Annotated in this window: 15 protein-coding genes and 2 tRNA genes; 6 read left to right on the top strand and 11 right to left on the bottom strand. The window is 40.3% G+C overall.

Annotated elements, in window-relative coordinates:
- Positions 1-27 precede the first annotated feature (27 nt).
- Positions 28-1,836, bottom strand: a complete 1,809-nt coding sequence (locus OA84_RS07010) for a TonB-dependent receptor plug domain-containing protein (protein WP_039344148.1) — start codon at positions 1,834-1,836, stop codon at positions 28-30.
- A 386-nt stretch (positions 1,837-2,222) separates the two neighbouring features.
- Between OA84_RS07010 and uvrA the strand changes: the two genes are divergently transcribed.
- Entirely contained in the window at positions 2,223-5,009 is a 2,787-nt protein-coding gene (gene uvrA, locus OA84_RS07005) for an excinuclease ABC subunit UvrA (RefSeq protein WP_039344146.1), read from the top strand.
- Positions 5,010-5,120: 111 nt separating this feature from the next.
- Positions 5,121-5,192, top strand: a tRNA-Arg gene (locus OA84_RS07000).
- Positions 5,193-5,257: 65 nt separating this feature from the next.
- Here the strand turns inward: OA84_RS07000 and OA84_RS06995 are convergent.
- The 8 genes from OA84_RS06995 to holA all read right to left on the bottom strand — a co-directional run bounded on the left by OA84_RS06995 (position 5,258) and on the right by holA (position 11,019).
- The gene (locus tag OA84_RS06995) at positions 5,258-6,268 is read right to left on the bottom strand and encodes a M28 family metallopeptidase (protein WP_039344143.1); all 1,011 of its coding nucleotides are present in this window, start codon (positions 6,266-6,268) and stop codon (positions 5,258-5,260) included.
- A gap of 349 nt (positions 6,269-6,617) precedes the next feature.
- Entirely contained in the window at positions 6,618-6,875 is a 258-nt protein-coding gene (locus tag OA84_RS06990; RefSeq protein WP_039344141.1) for a SemiSWEET transporter, read from the bottom strand.
- A gap of 250 nt (positions 6,876-7,125) precedes the next feature.
- Complete coding sequence (locus OA84_RS06985; protein WP_084060874.1) at positions 7,126-7,827, bottom strand: UDP-galactopyranose mutase; 702 nt, start codon at positions 7,825-7,827, stop codon at positions 7,126-7,128.
- Between the two features lie 29 nt (positions 7,828-7,856).
- A complete protein-coding gene (locus tag OA84_RS11490; RefSeq protein WP_156965046.1) occupies positions 7,857-8,018 on the bottom strand; it encodes a hypothetical protein in 162 nt (53 codons plus the stop codon).
- Positions 8,019-8,200: 182 nt separating this feature from the next.
- Positions 8,201-8,285, bottom strand: a tRNA-Ser gene (locus OA84_RS06980).
- 108 nt (positions 8,286-8,393) lie between these two features.
- Complete coding sequence (crcB, locus tag OA84_RS06975) at positions 8,394-8,759, bottom strand: fluoride efflux transporter CrcB (RefSeq protein ID WP_039344139.1); 366 nt, start codon at positions 8,757-8,759, stop codon at positions 8,394-8,396.
- 18 nt (positions 8,760-8,777) lie between these two features.
- A complete protein-coding gene (gene trxB, locus OA84_RS06970; protein WP_039344137.1) occupies positions 8,778-9,719 on the bottom strand; it encodes a thioredoxin-disulfide reductase in 942 nt (313 codons plus the stop codon).
- Positions 9,720-9,981: 262 nt separating this feature from the next.
- Positions 9,982-11,019, bottom strand: a complete 1,038-nt coding sequence (holA, locus tag OA84_RS06960; RefSeq protein WP_039344134.1) for a DNA polymerase III subunit delta — start codon at positions 11,017-11,019, stop codon at positions 9,982-9,984.
- Positions 11,020-11,021: 2 nt separating this feature from the next.
- On the opposite strand from holA, the gene OA84_RS06955 reads away from it, so the two are divergent.
- The gene (locus OA84_RS06955) at positions 11,022-11,456 is read left to right on the top strand and encodes a type I restriction enzyme HsdR N-terminal domain-containing protein (RefSeq protein ID WP_039344131.1); all 435 of its coding nucleotides are present in this window, start codon (positions 11,022-11,024) and stop codon (positions 11,454-11,456) included.
- Positions 11,457-11,463: 7 nt separating this feature from the next.
- Positions 11,464-12,762, top strand: coding sequence for a Na+/H+ antiporter NhaC family protein (locus OA84_RS06950; protein WP_039345812.1), 1,299 nt, complete (start codon positions 11,464-11,466; stop codon positions 12,760-12,762).
- A gap of 143 nt (positions 12,763-12,905) precedes the next feature.
- Here the strand turns inward: OA84_RS06950 and OA84_RS06945 are convergent, their stop codons facing one another.
- On the bottom strand, positions 12,906-13,265 hold the full coding sequence (locus OA84_RS06945; RefSeq protein ID WP_039344129.1) for a cupin domain-containing protein: 360 nt from the start codon (positions 13,263-13,265) through the stop codon (positions 12,906-12,908).
- 170 nt (positions 13,266-13,435) lie between these two features.
- On the opposite strand from OA84_RS06945, the gene OA84_RS06940 reads away from it, so the two are divergent.
- The gene (locus OA84_RS06940) at positions 13,436-14,179 is read left to right on the top strand and encodes a dienelactone hydrolase family protein (RefSeq protein ID WP_039345809.1); all 744 of its coding nucleotides are present in this window, start codon (positions 13,436-13,438) and stop codon (positions 14,177-14,179) included.
- Positions 14,180-14,368: 189 nt separating this feature from the next.
- On the opposite strand, the gene OA84_RS06935 is transcribed toward OA84_RS06940, so the two are convergent.
- The gene (locus OA84_RS06935) at positions 14,369-15,022 is read right to left on the bottom strand and encodes a CoA transferase subunit B (RefSeq protein ID WP_039344127.1); all 654 of its coding nucleotides are present in this window, start codon (positions 15,020-15,022) and stop codon (positions 14,369-14,371) included.
- 123 nt (positions 15,023-15,145) lie between these two features.
- Here OA84_RS06935 and OA84_RS06930 point away from each other — a divergent pair, with 123 nt between their 5' ends.
- Positions 15,146-16,945: an ABC transporter ATP-binding protein gene (locus OA84_RS06930; RefSeq protein WP_039344124.1), complete on the top strand. Its 1,800-nt coding sequence runs from the start codon at positions 15,146-15,148 to the stop codon at positions 16,943-16,945.
- Positions 16,946-16,958 lie beyond the last annotated feature (13 nt).

The following is a 16,958-nucleotide window of genomic DNA, read 5'->3' as shown; positions in this document are numbered from 1 at the left end:
TAAAATTAGCATTTTTTTTGCTTTTATCTAAAGTGCTAATTTATACGTGAAACCAACATGAAACCAGCGGCCCGGCATCGGCACACCAAAAGTCTCGGTATATCTGGTATTTGTGATATTATTAATTAAAATATACAGGTTTAAATTTTTAAAATCATAACTGAATTTCTCATCAAGCAGCTGATAACTTCCGGTCGTCACCCTTTCGTTATAGCGGTAAACTAGCTGATTTGTAAAATTTTTTAAGACCCGGTTTTCCAGTTTTGCTACAAATTGATGTTTTAAATTTTCCAAAACATAACGCGAAATTAAATTCTGTGGATTTTTCAGCTCGCTGTCGATGTACGTGTAACCCAACGAATAACCGGCGAAAACACCTTCAAAACGGTGATTAATTTCAACTTCAAAACCTTTGGTATTAATCGCTCCGATGTTTTCCGCGCGCCAAATATCATCAGCACTTTCTTTTATCCAATCGATGGAGTTTTCAGAATTTCGCGAAAAAAGGCTCATCTTGCCCAGAAAATTTTTCTTCTGATAACGGTAACCGATTTCAGTGGAAAGCGCATTTTCAGGTTTTAAATCCGGATTTCCTTTCTCGGTTTTGCTTACGTAATACAAATCAGTGAAAGTTGGGATGCGGTTAACTTTGGCGATATTTCCGTAGATTTTGTTGTTTTCATCAATGTCAAATCCGACATCCAGACCTGGATAGAAAAAATCGCCGACGCCAGCATAATTCGCCCAGGAAATTCCCGGTGAAATCTGCATTTTTTCCTGAAATAACGAAAAGTGATGTTCAAAGAAAACCTGTGTTAAAAACCTTTCACGGTCCCCTAGATTATTACTTGATAAAAATTCCTTCCGCAATTCCACGCCCACACCAGTTGTACCTAAAGTTGAAGTAAAACTGCCGTTAACTTCTGCACCAACATTATTTCCGACGTGCATATTGCGGTAAATCTCCGGTTTTGCACGGTTGAACAGATATAGATCCTGCCCTCTGCGCCAGTATAAATTTGAATTTAAATTAAAGCGCTCGTACTTTTTCTCCACACCAAAACTTACCAAAGAAGCCTGAGTTTCTTCATATTGTTCGGTCGCAGCAGGTGACGCATAAAAGCCATTAGCACCGAACTTTTTCTCCTGAAATCCCGCTTGAAATTTCAGTTTTCCGTTCGAGATTTGGTATTGATTCTGGTAAAAAAGCTGGTTAATTTTATAATCGGTGTTATGACGGTAACCTTCGGAAGACGAAGTATTTGCCTGAAAAAGATTCGAAAATTTTTCGTTCCCGAACTGCGCGCCCAGTCCTAAACTGTACGTTTCGAAATCGCCGCCGCTCCCGGAAATATTTACCACATCTTCGGAGCTGGGTTTTGTAATAATATTAATGACGCCTGCATAAGCATTCTGACCAAAACGCCGTGCTGCCGGACCTTTTATGACTTCAATTTTGTCAACAGCGGAAATATCAAAGGGCAAACTCATGGAATTATGACCGGTCTGCGAATCATTAATCCTGATTCCATTCACCAAAATCAAAACCTGCTCAAAACTGCTTCCGCGCAGCGAAACATCAGCCTGCACACCATTTCCACCACGGCGGCGGATATCAAAACCGGTAACTGTAGCTAATAGTTCTTCCACGCTTTTTGCGGGCGACGCGCTGATTTCAGCTTTTAAAATTACGGTGATGTTTTCATTCACCTTCTGCACCGGAAGCTCCAGAAATTTTCCCTGCACGGTAACTTGTTCAATTTTGCTTTCTTTTTCCTGTGCTGATATTCCAAAAACGGTAAAAAAGGCTAAAACAGTTGGTGTTATTTTTTTCATATAGAAATTTTTTTGCCGTTATTTATGCAAATTTTTTAATTTTATAAAAATCCATATTATCTTTAATAATGCTGCTTTTTATAATTTTCGACGGCAAATATATTTAAGAATATGACAATAAAACAACTATTTTTAGATTAATTTCAATTTCAGAAAATTGGGCAATTTGCAGCCAAAAAAAATGCAACGCGCCTGCATTGCATTTTTTCCTTTTTTAACCTTTACCTTTTTTTCATCAAATGTGTAATCAAATCATTCAGAATTTTTCTCATGAGATTATTACTTTATTTGTCTAACAAAGATTGCGAAAATATATTTAAACTCCAAATTTGCCGCAGAATATTTCTCTCAAAAAATCCGTAATTTTGTAAGCTTTAATTGAACACATGATTGCACCTGCAGATATCGATATAAAAAAGTTCCTGTACGTAAAAAACGCACACCTTAACAATCTGAAACACATTGATGTTCTGATTCCTAAAAATAAACTCGTCGTGATTACGGGGGTTTCGGGAAGTGGAAAATCTTCGCTGGCATTCGACACCATTTACGCCGAAGGACAGCGCCGTTACGTAGAAAGTTTAAGCTCTTACGCGCGCCAGTTTTTGGGGAAATTGGAAAAGCCAAAAGTTGATGATATTAAAGGTTTGGCGCCATCCATCGCCATCCAGCAAAAAGTAATTTCCAGCAATCCGCGCTCTACGGTCGGAACTTCCACGGAAGTTTACGATTATCTGAAATTGCTTTTTGCGCGTGTCGGACGTACCTTTTCGCCGGTTTCCGGAAATGAGGTTAAAAAAGATTCGGTTACCGATGTCATTAATTTCATCGAAAGTAATGAAAACCAGACTTTTCTGCTGCGTTCACCATTGCGTTTTGAAGTTTCAAAATTTGCCGAACAGGTGAATACGCTGAAACTTTCGGGTTTTACACGATTGGAAGTCAATGGAAATGTCGCCGGGATTGAAGATCTCGAAAGTTTTGGTTTCGTTCCGGAAAAAGATATGGAAATCCACCTCGTTCTGGACCGTTTCAGCTACGAAAATGATGAGAGCTTTCTTCAAAGGTTGGCAGATTCCATCCAAATGGCGTTTTACGAAGGTCACGGTTATTGCTCGCTGAAAAACATTGAAACCGGAAAAATTACCGAATTTTCGAATAAATTCGAGCTCGACGGAATGGAATTTATGGAGCCAAACGTGCATTTTTTCAGCTTTAATAATCCTTACGGCGCGTGTCCGGAATGCGAAGGTTACGGAAAAGTCATCGGTATTGATGAAGATTTGGTGATTCCGAATAAGAATTTATCCATTTTCGAAGACGCCGTTGCCTGCTGGAAAGGTGAAAGCATGAGCGAATGGAAACGGAATTTCATTAAAACCGCGAAAGATTTTCCGGTTCACAAGCCGTATCACCAGCTGACTAAAGAGCAGAAAAATTTTCTTTGGAAAGGTGACAACACACGAAGTTTTCCGTCCATCAACAGTTTTTTTAAAATGTTGGAGGAAAATCTCTATAAAATTCAGTACCGCGTTATGATTTCTCGCTATCGAGGTAAAACGCTTTGCCCAACGTGTGAAGGTTTGCGCATGCGCGAAGAAACAAAATGGGTGAAAATCGACGGACACAACATTCAGTCATTGATTGAGCTGCCTTTGGATGAATTTTTACCGTTGATGAAGTCCATCAAACTGAACAAACATGACGCGGAAATTGCGAAAAGACTGCTGTACGAAATTACCACGCGCCTGGAATTTTTAGATAAAGTTGGTTTGGGATATCTCACCATCAACCGAACTTCAAACACCTTGTCCGGCGGCGAAAGTCAAAGAATTAACCTTGCGACTTCGCTGGGAAGTTCGCTTGTTGGCTCCATTTATATTTTAGATGAGCCTTCGATTGGTTTACACTCGCGCGACACCGAAAATTTAATTGAAGTATTGAAAAATCTGCGTGATTTGGGAAATACCGTTATTGTGGTAGAACATGATGAAGATGTGATGAAAGCTGCTGATTACATCATCGACATCGGACCTGAAGCCGGGTTTTTAGGCGGCGATTTGGTATTTGCCGGTGATTTTACGGAGCTTGAAAATGCTGATACTTTAACCTCGAAATATCTGACCGGTAGACTGGAGATTAAAGTCCCGGAAAAGCGCCGCAAACCTAAAGAATGGATCCACATTAAAGGTGCACGCCAAAATAACCTTAAAAATATTGATGTAGATATTCCGCTTGAATGTCTGGCGGTGATTACGGGAGTTTCGGGCAGCGGAAAATCAACTTTAATGAAAGAAATTCTGACCACCGACATTCAGATTCAGCTCGGAATGGGCGGTAAAAAAGGTGATTATGACTCAGTAGAATTTCCACCGAAACTCATTAAAAATATTGAGCTTATCGACCAAAATCCGATCGGAAAATCGTCGCGCTCGAATCCTGTAACCTATTTAAAAGCTTACGACGACATTCGCGATTTATTTTCGAAGCAAAAACTCGCAAAAATGCAGGGTTTAATGCCAAAACATTTTTCTTTTAATGTAGATGGCGGGCGTTGCGAAGAATGCAAAGGTGAAGGCGTAATCACCGTCTCCATGCAGTTTATGGCGGACATCGATCTTGAATGTGAAACCTGCCATGGCACGCGTTTTAAAAACGAAATTCTGGAAATCAGATTCGATGAAAAAAATATTTCAGATGTGCTGCACATGACTGTGGACGAAGCTTTGGAATTTTTCACCGATAATGATCAACATAAAATCGTTACCAAATTAAAACCTCTGCAGGAAGTTGGTCTCGGTTATCTTCAGCTTGGCCAAAGCTCTTCTACCCTTTCCGGCGGTGAAGCGCAGCGCGTGAAATTAGCTTCGTTTTTGGTGAAAGGCGTAACGACGGATAAAACGCTGTTTATATTTGATGAACCTTCTACCGGACTTCATTTTCACGACATCAATAAACTTCTGAAATCGCTGCAAGCTTTGATAGAACTCGGACATTCGGTGATTGTGATTGAGCATCAGCCGGATATTATAAAAACCGCCGATTATATTATCGACATCGGCCCGGAAGCCGGAAAATATGGCGGTGAAATTGTTTTCGCCGGCACACCGGAAGATTTGGTGAAAAATAAGCAATCTTTTACCGGAAAATATTTGCTGGAAAAGCTGCAATAGCAAATTTTAAGCTGCTGTAAAAGCTCGCACCGCGGCGGCTGCGGTAAAGTTTAAGCATGCTTAATTTTAAGCAAAAGCAAAAAAAAGCCGCCTTTAAGCGGCAATATTTTCAGCTTCATAGTTCAACGGATAGAACAAGAGTTTCCTAAACTTTAGATCCGGGTTCGATTCCCGGTGAAGCTATTTTTAAAAAAACCGGTAAAAAGCAGGAAATTTTTCCAGATTTTACCGGTTATTTCAAGGTTTTTTTATTTTTTATCTACGACAATTCTGTCTTTTCTGTTTGCCAATTCCCAGGCGGTTGCAAAAACCAGCTGCGCACGCTTCTGCAAAGCTTGATAATCAATTTTGTCTGGCGTGTCACTTGGTTTATGATAATCTTCGTGAATACCGTCAAAATAAAACGCTACAGGAACCCCGTTTTTCGCGAAATTATAATGGTCTGAACGATAATACAAACGGTTTTTATCATTTGGATCGTCGTATTTGTAATTCAGTTCCAGTTTTACCGTTTCGTTATTGGCTTTTTCATTTATTTTTTTGAGTTCAGTGCTCAGCATATCAGAGCCGATGACATACACGTAATCTTTACCACAATTTTCTGCATCGCATCTGCCAATCATATCAATGTTAAGGTCGGCCACCGTATTTGCTAAAGGAAAAACCGGGTTTTCAGCATAAAATTTCGAACCTAACAGTCCGTGTTCCTCGCCGGTAACGTGAAGAAATAAGATGGAGCGTTTCGGACCGTTACCGGCTTTTTTCGCCATTTGAAAAGCTTCTGCCAGTTCCAGAAGCGCCACTGTTCCACTGCCGTCGTCATCTGCGCCGTTGTAGATTTCGCCGTTCTTCATTCCCACGTGGTCGTAATGCGCGGAAATCACGATAACTTCCGAAGGTTTTTCGGTGCCTTCAATAAAAGCCAAAATATTGTCAGACGGCGGCAAAGCGGCACGACGGCCTTTCAAAGCTTCAGAGGAAAGCGGCTGATAGAAAGACGTCATCGATTTCGGGTGCGAAATATCCATTTTTTGATATTCGCCAATGAGATAGCGGCCGGCTTTCTTCTGGCCTTCACTTCCCGTGTCGCGGCCTTCCATTTGGTCGCCGGCAACTACGTAAAGGTGAGTTTTCAGTTCATCGGCGGTGATGGAGTTGAAGGATTTCTTAAACGCCGAACCGGAATAAGACATATTCACCGCGCAGCTTTGGAAAAGCGCCAAGGCGAGCGGCAGAATAAAATAGCTGGATTTTTTCATGTTTATTTTTTTGAAGTCTAAATATATGTTTTAATTTTCAGATTTTCGAATTGCTACTTAGCGGTGCAGTGCGGCGCTTTGCTAAAACTAAAAAATTGGTGATTTTAGCGGGAAATTTTTGCCTGAACCAAATTTGTTAACCACAAAAGAAAACAAAGCAGAGGTCTTTTTTGAGAAATAAAGTTCACCAAAGCTGTTTGGTTAAAATGGAAATTTTGGCTGTTTTAGCGGGGAATTTTTGCGGCGCGAGGTTGCAGCCCGACTTGAACGGAGCTCTTTTTGCGTAGCGCAGCGGAACAAAAAAGCGGGAGTGGAAGGCGGATAAAGCTGCCCAAATAATAAGTAAAAACTATTTCTGGCGGTACCGGAAATATGCCGCTAAAAGAGCAAGATTTACCAAAACGGCAAATGCGTTGGACAAAATTATCGGGAGCTCGTCTTTCAGAAATCCGTACCAAACCCAGAGCGAGAGGCCGATTATGAGCACGGCGATCATCATCAAAGAAATATCTTCTACATTTTTTTCTTTCAGTACTTTGAGAAGTTGGGGCAGCATTGCCACGGAAGTAATGCCGCCGGCGACGAGACCTAAAATATTTTCATTCATTTTTTTGGTGTAAAGAACGAATTTAGGGAAATTCGGGGAAAGGGAAAATTGAAAAATAGGCCTCTAAGACGGCAAATTTTTTGAAGACAGCCACCAGAGACTTACATCACATGATAAAAAATGGAGGTGGCCGCTCCATTTCCCGACTTTGGTAACAATATGTAAAATTGCCTTCAGTTTAAAAAAATCAAAATCATAAAACAAGTTTAAACAGGAGAAAGGGAAAAAGAGCTTTTCAGATCCATATAGCTTATTTCGCTGATGCGACATTGGCCGGTTTCAAAACATCTTTACGTTCAAGTTGAAAAAACAGGTCCAGAGCGTTCCTGAAAGCCTGGTCCATATTAAAATACTTATAGTTGGCGAGGCGACCGACAAAGAAAACATCGGTGAGTTTATCTGCTTCTGCCTTATACTGTTCGTAAATTTTCTGGTTTTTATCGTTAGGCACCGGATAATAAGGTTCACCTTCATCAACTGTAAATTCCTTGACGATACAGGTTTTCTCTGACTGTTGATTACCAAAATGTTTATATTCTATAATTCTGGTATATTCCACTTCAGGTCCGGGATAATTGACCACTGAGTTTTCCTGAAAATACTCCTGATCCAGTTGTTCTGTTACGAAATTAATAGAACGGTATTCTAATTTCTGAGTTAAATCAGATTTAAACCGGAAAAACCGGTCAATCGGACCTGTATAAAAAAGTTTGTCATAGTCACCCAACTGCTCCTCCACCTCAAAATAATCTGTATTTAGTAACACCATTATGTTAGGATTATTCAGCATTCTTTCAAAAAGTTGAGTATAGCCGCCTTTTGGAAGAGCCTGATACTTGTCTGAAAAATAACGGTCATCGAAATTATCACGAACTGGAATACGATCCAGTACTGATGCGTGCAGCTCCTCGGGGTATTTATCCCATTGCTTTTTGGTGTAGTGCCTGAACATTTTTTCGTATAATACGCAGCCGACCTTATTCAGTACTGCCTCCTCGCCGTTTGATCTGTAAAGGCTTCAATTAAGGTTACCGTCCGTTCCTCAATACCTAAAAACTTGTTCATCAGCGTTTCGCACGTAATGTTTTTTCTGTTGTTTAAAAGATAGCTGTACGATTCAATATTTTGGTCGTAAACTTTCAAGGAATGTACTAAATAAATTTGCAAAAGAGCGGTGAGTACCTCGTTACATTTTGCAAGTACTCCCCTCGGTACTCCCTTTTGATTTGTATTAATTTGGTATTATTTGATACCTCCTTAAATACAAAAAAGCCTTTAAACACTAGTATTTAAAGGCTTTTGATGTATTCTAGTTTCTCAACCAGCGGAGGAATAGGGATTCGAACCCCAGGACCTGTTACAGTCAACAGTTTTCAAGACTGCCGCAATCGACCACTCTGCCATTCCTCCAGTGAAAGTGATTTCTCATTTTCAGTGGTGCAAATATAATTAGCTTTTCCCTTGTGACCAAATTTTTTATTGAAAAAAGTGGTAAACACCTCACCGTCAAAGGAAAAATTAATTTTTAGCTACCTGAAAACCCAGGAAAACCGCCAATAATCCCAACGCCACACTCACAAAAATATAGATCAGCAGCATCGAATAATTTCCGCTTTGCCATAAAGAATAATTCTCAGCAGAAAAAGCAGAAAATGTGGTAAAACCACCACAAAAACCGGTAATCAAAAGAAATTTGAGGTAATTGTCAACTTTCAGAAAATAAGAAGCTAGAACACCGATTAAAAAACACCCGACGATATTTACCACAAATGTTCCGAGCGGAAATGAGTTGAAATTCCCCAGCTTTTGGGTATAATTCGAAATTAGGAAGCGCAAAACGCTTCCTAATCCGCCACCTATGAATATATAAAATAGGTTTTTCATGCTTTTACCGGCTAAAATTTATTCCAGACCTGCTAAATATTTCTCAGCATCCATCGCCGCCATACAGCCGCTTCCTGCCGCTGTAATCGCCTGACGATAATGACTGTCCTGCACATCGCCTGCCGCAAAAACGCCAGGAAGATTGGTTAAAGTAGTGCCCGGAATGGTATTGATGTAACCATTTTCGTCGAGGTTGATTTGCCCCGCGAAAATTTCGGTGTTCGGTTTGTGACCGATCGCGATAAAAATTCCGTGAACATCAATCGTAGATTTTTCCTGAGTAAGATTATTGATCACCACTCCCCTTTCTACCAAATTATTTTCACCTTGAATTCCGATGAGTTCGTGGTTGAATTTCACTTCGATATTTGGGGTGTTGCTCACGCGGTGAATCATCGCTTTTGAAGCGCGGAAATGGTCTTTACGAACCAAAAGAGTCACTTTATTTGTAAGTTTTGCCAGATAAGTTGCTTCTTCGGCTGCGGTATCGCCGGCACCTACTACGATGACGTCTTTCCCTTTGTAGAAAAATCCGTCGCAGGTTGCACAGGCAGAAACTCCGCCGCCGGAATATTTTTTTTCGTCATCTAAACCCAAATATTTCGCGGTTGCGCCGGTAGAAATAATTACAGTTCGTGCCAGAATTTCTTTTTTACCTGCCCAAAGTTTGTGTACGCCGCCAACCTCAGTAGAAAATTCAGCTTTGGTAATCATTTCGTAGATAACTTTGGTGTCGAATCTTTCAGCCTGTTTTTGCAGGTCCATCATCATTTGCGGACCGGTAACGCCATCGGCGTAGCCTGGGAAATTATCCACTTCGGTGGTTGTAGTAAGCTGGCCGCCAGGTTCGAGACCGGTGTATAATTGAGGTTTTAAATCTGCGCGTGCAGCGTAAATTGCCGCGGTAAAACCGGAAGGTCCGGAACCTACAATTACGCAATCTAAAATATTTTCTTCCATTAATAAAAGTTAAGGTTGAGGTCGAATTTTTAAAGTTTCAAAAATCGTGATTTATTTTCGGTTACCGAATTATTTACCGATGAATTTTTTCAATGATTAAAAAATTGCGGCTTTTCCTAAAACTGAAAAATTTGTCGTTTTATGCCGATATTTTTAAAAAAGACGGCTTTGCGACCCGAGCTGAGTGGAGCTCTTTTGCGGAGCGAAGCGGAGCAAAAAAGCGGGAACGGAGCGCGGATAAAGTCGCCCGAAAAATACTTTACTACAATTTCACCTTGTATTGGTCCACGTGCAGAATTTTGTAAACCAGTTCTTTCAGCAGTTCATTTTCTGTCATGTTGACAGCGCCTAAACCTTTGCTTTTCAAATCCATTTCGCGCAGAACCGAAATAATACGCGTGGCGCTTTTCAGGTTGTAAAACCGTGCAGCTTCACCAAAATCCTTGATGAAATACGGATTTATTCCCATCACTGCGGCTTGATTTTGCGGCGCTTCGCCTTTCATGGTGTGAAAAATAATGAGGTTCGAAAAGAAATTATAGAGATTTCCCATCATCATAGGAAATGGATTCTGCTTCGGCGATTTCCCCAGAAAATGCGCGATTTTATACGATTGTACCGCATCTTTTTTACCTAAAGATTTAATGAGCTCAAAAATATTGAAATCTTTGCTGATGCCGATATGCGTTTCGATGGTTTTTTCGTCCAAAATTTCGCCGTTTTTCAGAATCATCTTCAGCTTCTGCAGCTCGTTTGAAATCCGCGAAAGATCGGTGCCCAAATATTGTGACAGCAACATGGGAATGTTCGGTTTTGATTTCAGGTTTAAAGTCCTTAATTCCGTTTCAATCCATTTCGGAATATTGTAATCTTTAATTTTTTCACTTAAAAACAGCATATTTTTCTTGCCCAGCACTTTCGTAAAAGCTTTGCGCGAATCCACCTTTTTGTATTTGTAACCTATCACCAAAAGTGTGGATTCTACTGGATTTTCGCTGTATAATTTTAAGGCGGTGGCTTCGTTTTCGGTGAGTTTTATTTCCTGCGCTTCCTTTAATATAATCACCTGCTTGTCGCCCATCATCGGGAATTGGCGCGCAAGGGAAAGCACTTCGCTGAAAGTGGTGTCTTTGCCGTAAACAACGGTTTGGTTAAAGGCTTTTTCATCTTCAGAAAGTACTTCATTTTCAAAAGCTTTCAGGGCAACATCTATGAAAAAAGGTTCTTCACCATGAAAAAAATAAATCGGCAAAAGCTCTTTATTTTTGATATTTTTGAGGATTAAATCTAATTCTTTCATAAATGAACCTGCCGAAACTGAATTTTGAAAACACCTTTGACCTTGAAATCAGGACAGACAAAGATAAGTTTTTTATTTATGATTTGGCGCGCAAATCCTGGCTTCTGCTCACGCCGGAAGAATGGGTACGACAACATTGGCTGCATTATTTCCACATCATTAAAGGCAGAAATTTATCTTCATTAATTCTGGAAAAAAAGCTGGTTTTAAACGGAACTACGAAAAGAATTGATTTGCTCGTCACTGAAAAAACAGTTGCGAAGATTTTAGTGGAATGCAAAGCACCGCACATCAAGCTGACCGAAAAAACTTTTGAGCAAACCGCGCGCTACAATTCCATCATCGGCGCGGAAGAAATTATTTTAAGCAACGGAATACAACATATTTTTGCGAAATTTGCCGATAATCACTACCAATTTTTACCTGCAACTTTTTAATTTTTTAATGAAAAACGCTTCTTTTATTTCTATTTTACCGCTGCTTATTTTTGTGGCGTGTTTCCTCGGTTTCGGTATTTATAACAATGATTTTTACGCCTTTCCGTCACCGATTGCGGCGATGGTTGGCATTGCGGCGGCGTTTATCATTTTTAAAGGAAAAATCCACGATAAAACCGATATTTTTCTGAAAGGCTGCGGCGACGGGAAAATCCTCACCATGTGCATTATTTACCTTTTGGCGGGCGCTTTTGCTACAGTTTCGAAAGCTTCGGGAAGTGTTGACGCGATTGTAAATCTCGGACTTACCTACCTTTCACCGGATTATTTTCCGGCGGGCATTTTTGTAATCGCTTGTTTTCTGTCTTTCGCTTCGGGAACTTCGGTTGGTTCAATTGTAACCCTCGCGCCCATCGTCATCGATCTCGCGGAAAAAAGCAATTTGCCGCTGGGTTTAATCGGTGCTGCGCTGCTTACCGGTTCGATGTTTGGCGATAACCTTTCGATTATTTCTGATACAACAATTGCCGCGACACAAAGTTTGGGCTGTGAAATGAAAGATAAATTTCGGGAAAACTCGAAAATTGCAATTCCTGCCGCGGTGCTCAGTTTGATTATCTTGCTTGTCATCGGATTAAATTCCGAAACTCAGGCGACGGTTTTTCAGCCAAGTGGTGAAATCAACGCATTTCTGATTGTGCCGTATTTGCTGGTAATTGTTTTAGCGGTGATCGGTGTAAACGTTTTCGTGACCTTATTTGCCGGGATAATTTTTTCCGGTGTTTTGGGCATTTTTTTAGGAAAATTCGATGTGATGGGTTTTTCAAAACTCAGCTACGAAGGTTTCACCAGCATGACCGAAATTTTCTTTCTTTCGCTACTCACGGGCGGTCTGGCGGCTTTGGTGGAACATTACGGCGGAATTAATTTCCTTCTGAATAAAATCAGCAAGATTATTTCTTCAAAGAAAACCGCGCTGCTCGGCATCGGCGGTTTGGTGAGTTCTGCAAATCTCTGCGTCGCCAACAACACCATTTCGATTTTAATTTCCGGAAAAATTGCGAAAGAAATCACCGATAAATATGAACTTTCACCGAAAACTTCAGCTTCCGTACTGGATATTTTTTCCTGCTATATCCAGGGTTTAATTCCGTACGGCGCGCAAATCTTGATTTTAATTTCTTTAAGCAAATTCCAGATTCAGTATACCGACTTGGTTTTCAAATCTTATTACCTGCATATTCTGGTGATTTTCACCATCTTATACATTCTGTTTTCGAAAAAAACCAGCTTGAAAAAGGTTTAAAACTATTTTTTTGGTGCTATTTTGGCACATTTTCCTGAAAAAGTAATACCAAATTTTGCAAAATAACTTAGCTGAATTTAAAAAGTTCCGTGCTTGAACACTGTTTTTTTAGTATTCAGCATTTCACCATTAATAATTAAAAATTATTCTTCGCGGTTTACAAGTTCCATCGAAAAAGCCGGCAGACAAATCGCGAGATAATCGCACGGATTTTCAAAGGGATTGCTGTACCGCACGCGCGCACCTTTTTCAATTAAAATGCTTTGGCCGCTTTCCAAAACCACGGTTTCACCATCGATTTCAAACTGCTTTTTACCTTTAATGATGTAGGTAAATTCATCGAAATCCGGCGTTTGGAAAGGTTCGCTCCAGTTTGGCGGAGCCACCATGTGCGCGATGGAAATTCCGGAATTTCCGGTGGAATTGCCCCAAATTTCTTCGATGAGTTTTCCGTCGGGGGTTGGAACGACGAAGGGTGATTTCTGGATTTTATATTTTGCCATGATTTTAAATTGAATTTAAAATTACAAATATTTTAAAAAATTAGCTTTAAATTTAAACCACGAAACCGAAAATTTTCGGGATGTTTCTCATCAGATTTATCAATTTCGATGATTGTCAGCTCACAAAAGGAAGTTTGTGTGTAATTTTATCCTCAACAAAATTTACCATTATGATACGATCACTCTTATTAGCAGGATTATTTATGATTTCAGGAAAAATGTACAGCCAGGATTTAAAAAAAGTTGCGTACAAAGACGGCGCGCAGAAACTGAACGGTTTGGTAACCTCCAACGTGGGTAAAAAACTTCCCGGCGTGCTGATTTTACCAGCCTGGAAAGGTATTGACGATGAAGCAAAAATGGCTGCAGCCGAGTTGGAAAAGCAAGGTTACATTGCCTTTATCGCCGATATTTATGGTGAAGGAAATATCCCAACGGACAACGCTTCTGCCGCAAAAACTGCGGGTTATTATAAGCAAAATTACGAAGCGTACCAAAAACGAATTATGCTTGCTCTGGAGGAATTGAAAAAGAGTGGCGCAAACCCGGAAAAAATTGCGGTGATTGGTTATTGCTTCGGTGGTAGCGGTGCTCTGGAAGCCGCGCGCGGAAATTTACCGGTCGTGGGTGTAGTTTCCATTCATGGTGGTTTAGCCAAAGATAAAATCAGAAAAAATGGGCCTATAACGGCTAAAATTTTAGTAGAACATCCGGCAGAGGACGAAAGTGTTTCTGCTGAAGATTACGCACAGCTCATGCAGGAACTTCGCGATGGAAAAGCTGACTGGCAAATTATTACCTACGCAAACTCCAAACACACTTTTACCAATCCGGCATCAGCAGACTACAATCCAGTGATGGCGAAAAGAGCCTGGGAGCACACTTTGATGTTTTTAAAAGAAATTTTAAAATAGTTTTGGATTAAAAAAATTCGGGTATAAAACGACAAAATTTTCAAAATTAATAATTGAATTTTTCCGCCTTTTTAAGCAGATTTTCCAGAAAATATAATTTAGATAAAATCGAAAAAAAAGCCGTTTTAACGCCAAAAAAAAATCCTTTTCAAAATTGAGAAGGATTTTTTTTATTGCAAAATGATTTGATTAAAATTGCATTTCCGGGATTTCACCTTCGATGATTAAATCGGCTTCGGTGGCTTTTTTAATGTCTTCAACAGAAACGCCTGGCGCTCTTTCCAGAAGCTTAAAACCTTGTGGTGTAACTTCCAGAACCGCCAGTTCGGTAACAACTTTTTTCACACAACCCACGCCGGTCAGCGGCAAGGTGCATTTCTTCAGAATTTTGCTCTCACCCGCGCGGTTCACGTGCATCATCGCAACGATGATATTTTCGGCGGAAGCCACGAGATCCATCGCGCCGCCCATTCCCTTCACCATTTTGCCCGGAATCTTCCAGTTGGCAATGTCGCCGTTTTCGGAAACTTCCATCGCACCGAGAATGGTTAAATCCACTTTCTGGCTTCTGATCATGCCAAAACTAAAAGCTGAATCGAAAAACGAAGCGCCCGGAAGCGTTGTAATCGTCTGTTTTCCGGCGTTTATCAAATCCGGATCTTCTTCACCTTCGAACGGAAAAGGTCCCATGCCAAGCACGCCATTTTCACTTTGAAATTCTACTGAAAGGTCGTGAGACACGAAGTTTGCAACCAAAGTCGGAATGCCGATACCGAGGTTTACGTAATATCCGTCTTTAACTTCTTTGGAAATTCTTTGGGCGATCTGTTCTTTTGTGAGCATAGTTTTTAAGTTGAACTGCAATTTATTGCTTTTTCACTGGTTGTACAAATGGTATTACGACAATCTATGGTGTGACCAAAACAAATCCATAAATAACTCTAATTTTGCACTACAAATTTTTTGATGAAGACACTTTTAAAATATTTAAAACCGCACAAGTGGTTGCTCATTTTATCCTTATTTCTGGCGACTGTAAACCAGGTTTTTTCTTTGTTTGGCCCTGCGATTACGGGAAATATTCTGGATCAGCTCGTAACACACCCGAACTTTTTCGATAAAGAAAAACTGCTTGCTCGTAGCCTGAACGACTATCTATACGGCACCGATGTTTACCACGGCGTTTTTTATTTTTTGGGTTTGCTCATCGGAACTGCGATGGTGAGCCGCATTGCAAAAGCTTTTCAGGATTATGTGGTGAATGTGATTACGCAGAAATTCGGTGCGAATATTTTCACCGATGGTTTGCAGCATTCCATGGCGCTGCCTTTTCAGGAATTTGAAGATCAGCGAAGTGGTGAGACTTTATCTATTTTAACGAAAGTCCGCGAAGATTCGGTGAAATTTATTACCAACTTTATCAATATATTTTTCGGAATTTTAGTCAGCATTATTTTCGTCTCCATTTACGCGATACAGCTACATTGGTCTATTATGCCGGTTTATGTCGTGGGAATTTTCATCATTTCGTTCATCACCAATTTATTAAGTAAAAGGATTAAAAATATCCAGAAAACCATCGTGGCGGAAACCAATACTTTAGCTGGAAGCACGACCGAAAGCTTAAGAAATATAGAAATCGTAAAAAGTCTGGGACTTACGAAACAGGAAGTGAAACGCCTGAACAGCAATACGTATAAAATTTTAGGTCTGGAACTGCGGAAAGTGAAAAGCATCCGTTCGCTGAGTTTTATTCAGGGCACGATGGTGAATTTTCTGCAACAGATGATTACGTTCACTTTGCTTTATCTGATTTTTAAAAATGTTGTGACGCCGGGACAATATTTGTCGCTGATGTTTTACGGTTTTTTTATTTTCGGACCGATGCAGGAAATCGGGAACATTATTATTTCTTACCGCGAAGCTCAGGCATCACTGCACAATTTCGATACTTTAATGAAAAAACCTGCGGAAGAAAAACCACAACTGCCGAAAAAAATTGGTGCTATTGAAAAACTCCGGTTTGAAAAAGTGTCTTTTCAGCATCAATCTGCAGCTTATAAAGCGTTGAACGATATTTCTTTTGAAGTGAAAAATGGTGAAACCATTGCATTTGTGGGACCAAGCGGCGCCGGAAAAAGTACATTGGTGAAACTGCTTGTTGGCCTCTACCGTCCTAAAGAAGGTGCAATATATTACAACAATATCAACGGAAATGAATTTGATTTTGATGAACTACGGAACCAAATCGGTTTTGTAACACAGGATACGCAGCTTTTTGCGGGAACAATTAAAGAAAATCTGCTGTTTGTAAGTCCGGGCGCGAGCGAAGCAGATTTGGAAATGGCGTTGAAAAAATCCAGTGCTACTGGTTTAATTCAACGTGCGGAAAACGTTATCAATACAGTGATTGGTGAAGGCGGATTAAAATTAAGCGGCGGAGAAAAGCAGCGAATTGCCATTGCACGGGCTTTGTTGCGAAAACCGCATCTGTTGATTTTCGATGAAGCGACTTCTGCGCTGGACAGCATTACAGAAGAAGAAATTACGCGGACAATCCGGGAAATTTCTGATCAGAAGGAGCAAATAACGGTTTTGATCGCTCACCGTCTCAGCACAATTATGCACGCGGACCGAATTTACGTTTTAGAACGCGGAAAAGTCATTGAAACCGGTTCGCATGAAAATCTGTTAGATTTAAAAGGTTTGTATTACGCGATGTGGCGACAGCAGATTGGGGAAAGGAAAGTTGGAGCAATTGGTTAAAACCAAAAAAAAC

It is taken from the genome of Kaistella solincola (genome assembly GCF_000812875.1).
Taxonomy (GTDB): domain Bacteria; phylum Bacteroidota; class Bacteroidia; order Flavobacteriales; family Weeksellaceae; genus Kaistella; species Kaistella solincola.
Note: the sequence above shows the minus strand (reverse complement) of the source record. Positions and strands in the feature narration are given on the sequence as shown.